Origin of the sequence: Polyangium sp. 15x6, from assembly GCF_029960785.1 — a bacterium.
Taxonomy (GTDB): domain Bacteria; phylum Myxococcota_A; class Polyangia; order Polyangiales; family Polyangiaceae; genus Polyangium.
In genome coordinates, this window is sequence record NZ_JASBQE010000033.1 from 105,738 (window position 1) to 115,695 (window position 9,958).

Annotated in this window: 9 protein-coding genes and 1 pseudogene; 4 read left to right on the forward strand and 6 right to left on the reverse strand. The window is 70.5% G+C overall.

Annotated elements, in window-relative coordinates:
• Nucleotides 1–7: 7 nt before the first annotated feature.
• Both QHF83_RS24420 and QHF83_RS24425 read left to right on the forward strand, forming a co-directional pair.
• The gene (locus tag QHF83_RS24420) at nt 8–997 is read left to right on the forward strand and encodes a phytoene/squalene synthase family protein (RefSeq protein WP_282420330.1); all 990 of its coding nucleotides are present in this window, start codon (nt 8–10) and stop codon (nt 995–997) included.
• Nucleotides 994–1,800, forward strand: a complete 807-nt coding sequence (locus QHF83_RS24425; RefSeq protein WP_282420331.1) for a lysophospholipid acyltransferase family protein — start codon at nt 994–996, stop codon at nt 1,798–1,800. Before QHF83_RS24420 ends, QHF83_RS24425 begins: the two co-directional genes overlap by 4 nt.
• On the opposite strand, the gene QHF83_RS24430 is transcribed toward QHF83_RS24425, so the two are convergent.
• The 4 genes from QHF83_RS24430 to crtD form a co-directional block, all read right to left on the reverse strand.
• Complete coding sequence (locus QHF83_RS24430) at nt 1,754–2,638, reverse strand: STAS domain-containing protein (protein WP_282420332.1); 885 nt, start codon at nt 2,636–2,638, stop codon at nt 1,754–1,756. The two genes, QHF83_RS24425 and QHF83_RS24430, sit on opposite strands and share 47 nt — an antisense overlap.
• 269 nt (nt 2,639–2,907) lie before the next feature.
• Nucleotides 2,908–4,101, reverse strand: coding sequence for a glycosyltransferase (locus tag QHF83_RS24435; protein ID WP_282420333.1), 1,194 nt, complete (start codon nt 4,099–4,101; stop codon nt 2,908–2,910).
• 3 nt (nt 4,102–4,104) lie between these two features.
• Nucleotides 4,105–4,926, reverse strand: coding sequence for a carotenoid 1,2-hydratase (locus QHF83_RS24440; RefSeq protein ID WP_282420334.1), 822 nt, complete (start codon nt 4,924–4,926; stop codon nt 4,105–4,107).
• A 56-nt stretch (nt 4,927–4,982) separates the two neighbouring features.
• The gene (gene crtD, locus QHF83_RS24445; protein ID WP_282420335.1) at nt 4,983–6,515 is read right to left on the reverse strand and encodes a 1-hydroxycarotenoid 3,4-desaturase CrtD; all 1,533 of its coding nucleotides are present in this window, start codon (nt 6,513–6,515) and stop codon (nt 4,983–4,985) included.
• Nucleotides 6,516–6,600: 85 nt separating this feature from the next.
• On the opposite strand from crtD, the gene QHF83_RS24450 reads away from it, so the two are divergent.
• Complete coding sequence (locus QHF83_RS24450; protein WP_282420336.1) at nt 6,601–7,524, forward strand: polyprenyl synthetase family protein; 924 nt, start codon at nt 6,601–6,603, stop codon at nt 7,522–7,524.
• Here QHF83_RS24450 and QHF83_RS24455 read toward each other — a convergent pair whose 3' ends face one another.
• Together QHF83_RS24455 and QHF83_RS24460 are read right to left on the reverse strand one after the other, a co-directional pair.
• Nucleotides 7,525–9,159, reverse strand: coding sequence for a HAMP domain-containing sensor histidine kinase (locus tag QHF83_RS24455; protein WP_282420337.1), 1,635 nt, complete (start codon nt 9,157–9,159; stop codon nt 7,525–7,527).
• A 25-nt stretch (nt 9,160–9,184) separates the two neighbouring features.
• Nucleotides 9,185–9,715, reverse strand: a complete 531-nt coding sequence (locus QHF83_RS24460) for a GAF domain-containing protein (RefSeq protein ID WP_282420338.1) — start codon at nt 9,713–9,715, stop codon at nt 9,185–9,187.
• Here QHF83_RS24460 and QHF83_RS24465 point away from each other — a divergent pair.
• Nucleotides 9,714–9,958 (forward strand): annotated as a pseudogene (locus QHF83_RS24465) (hypothetical protein); the annotation flags it as partial. The gene QHF83_RS24460 and the pseudogene QHF83_RS24465 overlap by 2 nt on opposite strands.

Sequence of the window (9,958 nt, forward strand, 5' to 3'; positions counted from 1 at the left end):
ACATGCGATGACCCACGGCGCGCCGCTCCTCCCCTCGTCGGCCGAGCGCGCGGCGTCGGCCGGCGACATCGCCGCGTGCCAGGAGCTCTTGCGGAAGGGCTCGAAGAGCTTTTTCGCGGCGTCGCTCTTGCTGCCGAAACGGGTGCGCATGCCCATGCTGCCGGTCTACGCGTTCTGCCGGGTGGCCGACGACGTGGTGGATCAAGCGAGCGAGCCGGGCGCGGTGGAGGCGCTGACGGCGCGGCTCGCCGCGGCGTACGAGGGAAAGCCGCACGACTCGCCGGTCGATCGGGCGTTCTCGGACGTGGCGCGCGCCTACGGTCTGCCGCGCGAGGTGATGGAGGGCCTCATCGAGGGGTTCGCCTGGGACGCCGAGGGGCGGCGGTACGAGGCGCTGTCGGATCTGCACGCGTACTGCGCGCGCGTGGCCGCGACGGTCGGCGTGATCATGAGCGTGCTCATGGGCGTGCGCGATCCGAGGGCGATCGCGCGCGCGTGTGATCTCGGCGTCGCCATGCAGCTCACGAACATCGCCCGCGACGTGGGCGAGGACGCGCGAAACGGGCGGGTGTACCTGCCGCTCGCGTGGCTCGACGAGGCCGGAATCGACGTATCGAAATGGCTCGCGCGGCCGGTGTTCACCACGGCGCTCGGCGGCGTGGTGGAGCGGCTTCTGCAGCACGCGGCGGCGCTTTACGCCCGCGCGGACCTCGGGATCGCGATGCTGCCGCGGGACTGTCGGGCCTCGATCCGCGCGGCGCGCCTGATCTACTCGGACATCGGGCGCGTGGTCGCGCGCACGGGATTCGACTCCGTGACGAGCCGCGCCTACGTGCCGCTCCGGCGCAAGTTGTGGCTGCTCTCGCGCGCGCTCGTCGCGCCCACACCGAGGCCGCCGCTCCCGTTCGTCACGGCGGACGCGAAGGTCGACCCGCCTCCGCTGCCGGAGGTGCGGTTCCTCGTCGATGCCTGCGCGCGAGCTGTGATCTCGCAATGATCCCTGCACGCAAGGTGTCCTGGTTCAACGCCTGGTTCTCGGGCCATGCGCGCTCGCGGATCCAGGCGACGTTCGGCGAGGTGCGCGCGCAGGGGCTCGATCGGGCGCGGGCGCTCGCGAGGGAGGCACCGCTGCTCGTCGTCTCGAACCACACGTCGTGGTGGGATCCGCTCGTCGCGATGCACGTCTCGACGCACCTGCTCGGCACGGACGGCTACGCGATGATGGACGCGAAGAACCTCAGGCGTTTGCCGTTCTTCGCGCTCGTCGGCGCGTTCGGGGTGGACCTCGACAAACCCACGGACGGCGCGCTCGGGATGCGCCACGCGGCGCGGCTGCTCGACGCGCCGGGCAAGCTCGTCTGGGTGTATCCGCAGGGGCAGGAGCGGCCGATCACGGAGAGGCCGCTCGGGTTTCGCCCGGGTTCGGCGGAGATCGCGCGGGTCTCGCGCAAGGCGCGCACGGTGCCGGTGGGGCTCCGGTACGAGTTCGGCGGCACGGAACGGCCGACGTTGTGGCTCTCGTTCGGCGAGCCCGTGAAGGCGGAGCGGGACACGACGAAGGGCCGCGCGGCGCAGGAGGAGGCCGTGGAGGCGGAGCTCTCGCGTATCGAACGTGCGGTGCGCGGCGAGGATGCGGAGAGCTTCGTGGTGGTGTTTCGCGCGGCTCCGGCGCGCGTGGGCGGCGTGCTCGAAGCCATGCTCGCCGCGATGACGCGGCCGTGGGTGATGCGGGCGCCGAAGGCCGCGTCGCCGCTCAGCGCCGGGGACGCTCGTACGAAGGCGACCTCATCGCCGCCTTGATCGCCTCGCGCAGGTTGCTCCGCACCGTCGTCTTCGTGAGGTCGGCCCCGAGCGCGACGAGGGTCTGCGCCACGGCGGGGCGGACGCCCGTGATGATGCTTTGAGCACCAAGGAGCGTCGTGGCGCGGATGATGCGCAGGAGGTGATCGGCGGTCGCTTCGTCGACGGTCTCGACGCCGGTGAGGTCGAGGATGACCTGCGACGCGGCGAGCGAAACGACGCTCTCGAGGAGCCGCTCGGTGATGTCCGCGGCGCGCGCCTCGTCGAGCTGACCCACGACGGGGAGCGCGAGCACGCCGTCCCAGACCTGGATGATCGGCGCGGACATGGAGTGGATCGTCGAGCGCTGCTGCTCGATGATCGCGAGCTTCTCCTGGAGCTCGAGCTCGCGCTTCTTCTGATCGTCGATGTCCTGGAAGGCGCCGAAGATCCGCACGACATGGCCGTCCTCCACCTGTGCGTGGCCGGCCGCGCGGACCCAGAGCCTTCGCTTGGTGTAGGTGACGAGCTCGAGCTCGAGGTCGAACGGCTCACCCGCCCCCGTGCACCGCTCGACCGCCTTCGAGATCGCCGGGACCCACTCGGGCGCGTAGAAGTTGATCGCCGTGTCGAGCTCCGGCGCGAAGCCCGACGGCGTCTCGTGGATGCGGTACGTCTCCTCGGTCCAGAAGAGCTGGTTCGAGCGGCAATCGAGCTCCCAGCCGCCGACCTTGGCGAGCGCCTGCGTCTGCTGCAGGAGGATCACGGTGCGCCGGATCGTGTCGTCGCTCAGGGTGCTCGGGTCGACGTCACGACCGACGGTATCCTCACGGCGAGCGTGCTGGGCAGGCTGGTTCATAGGACCTCAAACGATTGAAGCTGTGACGACCGGACCTCCCCGCCGGCTCCATCGATATCACGAAACCAGAGGGGTAGAACGCCGCCCCGAATGCGCTTTTTCGTGCGAAATTCGCCAAAATCCCGACGACACGCGGGGGCCGTGGTGCGCACCGCCAAGGCGGCGACGGTATTACGAGGACGTAGGTTCGATTTTCTGGAGAAGCATCGCCCAGAGCTCCATGGCCGCGGCGGCGACGAGCGCGACGGCGATCCACGCGAGGCCCGAGCTCATGGCTTCACGGCGGAGGGCTTTTGCAAAAGGCCGGTGCGATCGACGACGAGGACACGATCGCGCCAGGTGACGGTGCGAGATCGCAGGGCGCGCGCAAAGGCGAGGGCGAGCACGACGTCGGCGAGGACGGCATCCCGCAGCGCGGAGAAGAGGCCGACCGGGCGGCCCGCGGCCCGCGCCGCGACGAGCGCGATGGCGAGGCGCGCGAGGAGCGCGAGGAGCGCCGCGCCCAAGGCGACCTGCGGTACGACGAAGGCGAACGCAGCCGCGAGCAGGACGATGGGCCAGGTGGCGAAGAAGAGCGCCGGGTAGCTCCACAGGAGGAGCGGGCGCTGCGCGCGGATCACCGTGAGCCACCGGGAGAAGCGGGCGATGACGTCCTCCCACGATCGACCCTGGGCGAGCGAACGCGCGACGATCGGCACCGCCACGACCGAGCCACCTTTTTCGCGGACGCGCCGCGCGATCTCCATGTCCTCGCCGAGGTAGTCGACGAGCGAGCCAAAGCCGCCGATCGCGGCGAGCGCGCTCGCGCGGATGGCGAAGAGCTTGCCGACGAGGCCACGCGGATCGAGCCGCGCGAGCACCGGGAAGGCGTGGAGCGAGGCGCCGAGGACGGCCGCGGAGGCGTGATCGCCGAGCGTCCGCGGAGGCGCATGCTCGGCCGGCGGCGCCCACGCGACCCACGCTGGCGAGGCAGAGGCGAGCGGCGCGACGAGGGCATCGAGGTCGACGCCGGCGAGATCGACGTCGCTGTCCGTGACGATGAGGACGTCGGCGCCCTCGGCCGCGGCCGCGAGTTGCGCGGCCTTGCGGTTCGGTCCGCCGTCGCCGGTGAAGACGATCTCGGCCTCGATGCCGGCGCGCGTGAGCGCCTCGGCGGCCCTCTGCGCCGCGGGCAAGGCGAGGTCTCCCGCCTCCTCGATCGCGAAGCGACAACGGACGTCGAAGGAGCGCTTCGCGCGGGCAAGCGAGGCGAGCGTATGTTCGAGCGAGGGCTCGCTGCCCGCGCACGGGCGCACGACGAGGACGGTGGGTTTTTCCTTCCCGACGGCCGCCTCGGCGCCTTCACGCAGGGCGGCGCGCGGGGCGAACGTCGTGCGCCGGACGGCCTCGAGCGACGTCGAGGCGACGGCGAAGGACCAGCCGAAGAGCAGGAATCCGAGGAGGCTCGGGACGTCCGTCGCCATACGTCATAACGAGACGCGTCGCATCCGATACGGCAGCATGAACTGCACCACCCGGGTCCGGAACCGATCGAGCGAGAGCGCTTCGTGCACGCCGTGCGCGTGTTCGCCGAGGTAACGGCCCGAGAGCTGCGAGCGCGCATAAAAGGGCGTGTCTTCGAGCGTGCGCACGAGTCGCGGGGACGTGCCCGGCTCGACCCGGACGAGGCGCTCCATGCCCCAGAGCGTGCGCGGCACGCGCGCGCTGGCGAGCGGCTCGAGCGGCTCCGAGCGCCCGTCGGCGCCGAAGCTGTGCTGGATGAGATCACGGGTTCCATCCCGACGAACCGAGTCGTATGTCACGACCGTGCGGCGGCGCGTGGTGGCGCGGCTCCAGTTCCACCCGGAGAAGCCGTCTTCGAGCGGCTCGTCGCCGAAGTTGGAGTCGACATACGCGAGGCCCGTCCAGCGCGTGCATTCGGGGTGGCGGATGTCGACCTCGGCCCGGGCGATCGGCGCGATGGGGGCCCAGCGATGGCGGCCGTTCGTGTCGAGGACGAACGATGCATCGGCGACCGCGAACGGATGGATCCGCACGGTGCCGGAGACACGTCCGGGCAGCGGCGCGGTCTTTTCTTCGAAGCGCACGAGGAAGGTGTCGTCCTGCCATTCCATCGAGCTCGGGCCGATGACGAGCGCCGTGCGATAACGACGCACGTCGGTCCCGCCATGCTCGGTGAACGACCACGCGTCGCGCTCAGGGCCATACAGCGCGACGTTCATCGAGCAATGGGCGAGCGGGTCCGCCGGGCCGCGCTTGCGTGCGGCCGCGTAAAATGGCGAAAACACGCTGCCGAGCAGGCCGATGATCGTGACGCCGCGACGGCCGTCGTCGCTGAGCGCGTCTAGATACCACCACGCATAACCGTTTCGCGCGATCGGCTCGTCGAAGCGAGGTCCTCGAACACGGCTCTCGCGCAGAGGCGCCCGCTCAAGGCCGCCATCGGCACGCCCGCCCCCGGATGGGCGGCTCCCCCCGCCAGGTAGAGCCCCGGGATCTTCGTGCGCGACGCCGCCCGGGCGAACGGGGACCTCCACCCGTGCGACACCGGGCCGTACAGGGCCCCCCCCGTCCCCGGGAACATGCGATCGAACTCGCTCGGTGTCGTCACGACGGGCGGCGCGGCAAACGGCGGAAAGACGAGACCCGCCCGCTCGAGGAGCGAGAAAGCTCTTGTTTCGCATTGCTTGATCTCCGAAGGGGTAAGGGCGCGCTGATCCCCGCGGGCCGGGGCATTGACGAGGCAAAGAAAACGCTCGGGGCCCGGATGCGCGCGATCCCCGTCGTCGCGATCCTGGGCGCAGACGTACACCGTGGGCTCCCGGGGCAGGGTCCCGCGGTCGAAGAGGTCGCGGAACTCCTCGTGATAGTCCTTCGAGAAGAATACGTTGTGGCGCGTGAGCGGATACGCGCCCCGGGCCTCGGCGACGAAGGCCCAGGTGACGGCCGAGAGCGAGCGCTCCGCGGGGGCCGGAATGGCGCGTCTCCCGGGCGCGCCGAACATTCCCTGGAAGAGCGCCGCGGGGTCGCCATTGTGGACGACGAGATCGGCCTCGAGACGCTCGCCCGAGGCGAGGCGCACGCCGGCGACGCGGCTCCCGGCGACGACGAGCTCGGTGACGTGCTCGCCTGTGCGAATCGTGACGCCGAGGCGCTCGGCGACCCGCGCGAGCGCCTCGGCAACGCGGTACATGCCGCCCTCGACGAGGTAGACGCCGTCGCGCTCGACCTGGGCGATCACGTTGAGCGTGGCCGGCGCGAGGAACGGCGAGGAGCCGCAATACGTCGCGTACCGGCCGAAGAGCTGGCGCAAACGTGCGTCTTGAAAAAACTCGCCGAGGGCCTTCCAGAGGGTGCGGTGGCCGTCGATGTCGAGCATTCCCTGGATGCCGAGCGAGCCGACCGCGACCATCGCCGACGTGAGGCTCGGGCGCTCCGAGCACAGAAATGGCTTCTGGACGGTCTCGTAAATGCGCTGGGTGTATGCGCAGAACCTACGGTATCCCTCGCCCTCGGCGCGGCCGGCGAACGTCGATATAACCTCGACGGAACGGTCGAGATCGGCGTACAAATCAAGTGTGGGACCTTCTGCCCAGGCGTGTCGCGCCAGGATTTCGGCCCGCCGAAGCGTGAGCTCGGCGTCGAGCGAGGTCCCCGCCGCGGAGAAGATCTCCTCGAGGACCCAGCGCATGGTCATGACCGTGGGCCCGGCGTCGATCGCCCGGCCGGCCACCTCGACCTGCCGCATCTTGCCGCCGACCCTGGGCGCACGTTCGAGGACCACGACCTCGATCCCCTGGCGAGCAAGTTCCAGCGCCGACACGAGGCCGCCAACGCCGGCGCCGATCACCACCGCACGGCTGGTCCCATTCGCCATGAGCCCGTTCCTACAACAACCTTGGACATCTGTCTAGAGTTTGTTCATTATGTCGCAGCAAACCCTTGACAAGGGTTCAACATCCATGGACGATACCCCTCGCATGGACGTATCCAGTCGCGTCGAGTGCGCTCTGCGCGCTGCCCTCGATCCCATGTGTGCCCCGGGCGCACCGCCCCGCCTCGCGGCCGCCGTCTACCACTCGGTCTTCCCGGCAGGCGCTCGCATCCGCCCGCAGCTCTGCCTCCGCGTCGCGATCGCCTGCGGGGAGGACGTCCCAGGCCTCGCCGACGGCGTGGCCGCGGCCATCGAGCTTCTGCATTGCGCGTCGCTCGTCCACGACGACCTGCCCTGCTTCGACGCCGCCCTGACCCGGCGCGGCCAACCTTCGACACACCGTGCCTTCGGCGAGGCGCTCGCGGTGCTCGCCGGCGACCAGCTCATCACCCTCGCCTTCGAGACCCTGGCCCACGCGTCCGCCGCGTCGCCGCTCCGCCTGGGCAAGCTCGTGACCACGGTCAGCCGCGGCGTCGGGATGCCCTACGGGATCATCGCGGGTCAGGGCTGGGAGAGCGAGTCGAACATCCCCGCGACGCTCTACCGAAGGGCCAAGACGGGCGCGCTATTCGAAGCCGCCGCGGTGGGCGGCGCGCTCGCGGCCGGCGCCGATGCAGAGGAGGCCGAGGCATGGCGCGGGTTCGGCCAGCGGATCGGCGAGGCCTACCAGATCGCCGACGACATGCTCGACGTGCTCAGCGACGCGGCGAGCGCCGGCAAGCCCGTGGGCCGCGACGCTGCGCTCGGGCGCCCGAACGCGGCGAGCGACCTCGGCCTCGGCGCCTCGACGCACCTCTTCGAACAGCTCGTCGACGCGGCGATCCTGTCGATCCCCGATTGCCCCGGCCGCGAGGATCTTTCCCGCTGGGCCACGCAGGTCGTCGATCGCATCCGCCGCCGCGCCCACGTGGCCGTGTCGCAAGGCGCGCAGGGCGAGCAGCCCGAGCTCTGATCAGGCGATCTCGGGCTCGACGTCGGGCTCGGAAGGCGCAGGCGACAGGCGCTTCGAGCCGCCGCGAGGTTCGCCACGCAAGGCCGGGATCCGCAGGACGAACACGCTGCCCTTGCCGTCCTCCGTGATCGGGCTCTTCACCTCGATGCTGCCGCCGTGGCTCTCGGCGATGTGCTTGACGAGCGCGAGCCCGATGCCGCTGCCGCGGATGCGCTGCTCGCCCGCCCCCCGCCCGCGCACGAAGCGCTCGAAGATGCGCTCTTGCTCCTCGGGATCGATGCCGGGGCCACGATCACTCACGCGCACGACGACGGAGCCGTCGTCCGAAGCGACGTCGACGTCGACGCGGCCGCCGTCCTTCGCGTACTTGAAGGCGTTGTCGAGCAGGTTGATGATCGCGAGCTCCATCGCGCGGGCGTCGATCATCGCCTCGGGCATCCCCTCGGCGCTCGCGAGGTGCACGACGATGCCGTCGCGCTCGGCGCGGTAGCGATAGACGTCGACGGCGCGGACGACGACGTCTTCGAGCCTGCCGGGCGCGAACTCGTACGCGGCCTTGCCGCGCTCGACCTTGGCGAAATCGAGGACGTTCTCGATGAGCGCGGTGAGCCGCTCGCTCTCGCTCACGATGATCTGGAGGTACTGCCGGCGCTTGTCCTCGCTGGCCACGCGATCGGCGAGCAGGATCTCGCCGAACATGCGGACGAGCGCGAGCGGGGTCTTGAGCTCGTGCGAGACGTTCGCCACGAAGTCGCTCTTCAGCGCGGCGAGCCTGCGCTCCTTGATCGAGGCGAAGATCACGATCATGACGCCGACGAGCACGACGATGGCGGCGAAGCCGACCATGCCGAGCTCGACCAGGCGCTGCCGCTCGACCTTGTCGCCGAGGTCGTCGGCGCTGGTGAGCGCGATCTGGAGGCGCCAGTTGTAGAGCGTGGTCGGGAACGGACGGCCGACGGTGAACTCGCCGGCCTTGATCGGCGGGCCGAACACGATGCGGCCCTCCTCGTCGGTGATGTTCATGCGGCTGTTGCCGCGATCGATGTCGCGGTAGAGCCGCGGGAAGACGTCGTGCACGAGGCGCGGGACGTCGTGCCAGGCGACGACGAGGTAACGCCGACCCGCGTAGGAGCGCTGCCAGTAGCTGATCAGGATGCTCTGCTGATCGATGATCTGGTGCAGATGGCGCAGCTCCTCCGTGTTGCCCTCGAAGTTCAGGCTGGAGAAGAGCTTGCCGAGCAGCAGCCGCCGGAACGCGTCGTCCTCGCGGCCCGGCGCGCGCGAGGCGAAGGCGAGCACGTCGCGCGCGTCGTGGCTCAGATCGAGCACGAGGATCGCGCGCACCGTGGGCGTCTCGCGCGACGCCGTGGGCAGCCACCGGCGCGCGATCGTCGTCAGGTTCGCGATGTCGACGTGCGCGGCGACGACGTTGTCCTGCGCGATGATGAGCTTGTCGAGCCGATCGACGCGCTCGTCGGCGAGGGTGAGCGTCGCGTCGAAGACCGTCTGCTGGCGGGCTTTTTCGATCTGGAGCGTGGTGCGCAGCGCGATGCCGCCGAGCACGAGGACGGCGAAGACGATCGCGGGGACGATCGCGAAGTAGAGCAGCCGTTCGCGCAGCCCACGACGCTGCATGGACGGTCTCCCGGGCGCCGCGCGACTAGCGCGCCGCCGCCTTGTTCGCCGTGGCCCGGATCTTCTCGGGATCGAGCACGACGCCCTGGATGGCGAGGAACTCCGCGAGCTCCTTGCCGACGTAGGTGAGCGCGTTGCCCTCGGCCGCGGCGTAACGACCGCCGCCCGTAGGGTTGACGATCTCGATGAGACCGAGCGCCTTGCCGCCGCCGAGCGCGGGGGCGCAGGCGATGCTCTTCGGATCGATGCCGAAGGCCTTCCAGCGCGCGTCGACGGCGCGCGGGTCGCGCTGCGCGTCGGTGATGACGAGCGCCTTCTTGTTGGCGATCGCGGCCTGCGCCAGGCCCGTTCGATCGGGCATGCGGGCGAGGAGCCGATCGTGCTTGCCGCCGTACTGGCGCACGAGGACGAGCTCGCGCTTCTCCACGTCGTGGAACCACACGAGGATGAGCTCGCTCGGGAGCTGCTCCTTGAGGATCGAGACCACGAAGTCGGCGCCTTCGAGGGCGTCGCCCAGGAAGTGCAGATCCGTCGAGGCGCCTTCGAGCTCCTTCATGAGCTCTTCGGCGGAGCGGACGCGCGCTTTCGGCGGCGTGGACTTCGTGGTGGTCGTCACCCCGGCCTTGAGCGCGGGGTTCGAACCGGCCTGCGCGCGCGGCGGCGGCGCCGAGGGAGAACGCCCGGGCGGCGTCGAAGCCGAGCGCTGCGCGGGCGGCGGTGACGAGGGCGAACGCCCGGGCGGCGTCGAGGCCGCGCGCTGCGCCGGCGGCGGTGACGAGGGCGAACGCGCGGGCGGCGT

Excerpts from the sequence above, each read along its gene's own strand:
- QHF83_RS24420 (WP_282420330.1), top strand. The coding sequence starts at position 8 with ATGACCCACGGCGCGCCGCTCCTCCCCTCGTCGGCCGAGCGCGCGGCG.
- QHF83_RS24425 (WP_282420331.1), top strand. The coding sequence starts at position 994 with ATGATCCCTGCACGCAAGGTGTCCTGGTTCAACGCCTGGTTCTCGGGC.
- QHF83_RS24430 (WP_282420332.1), bottom strand. The coding sequence starts at position 2,638 with ATGAACCAGCCTGCCCAGCACGCTCGCCGTGAGGATACCGTCGGTCGT.
- QHF83_RS24435 (WP_282420333.1), bottom strand. The coding sequence starts at position 4,101 with ATGGCGACGGACGTCCCGAGCCTCCTCGGATTCCTGCTCTTCGGCTGG.
- crtD (WP_282420335.1), bottom strand. The coding sequence starts at position 6,515 with ATGGCGAATGGGACCAGCCGTGCGGTGGTGATCGGCGCCGGCGTTGGC.
- QHF83_RS24450 (WP_282420336.1), top strand. The coding sequence starts at position 6,601 with ATGGACGATACCCCTCGCATGGACGTATCCAGTCGCGTCGAGTGCGCT.
- QHF83_RS24455 (WP_282420337.1), bottom strand. The coding sequence starts at position 9,159 with ATGCAGCGTCGTGGGCTGCGCGAACGGCTGCTCTACTTCGCGATCGTC.
- QHF83_RS24460 (WP_282420338.1), bottom strand. The coding sequence starts at position 9,715 with ATGAAGGAGCTCGAAGGCGCCTCGACGGATCTGCACTTCCTGGGCGAC.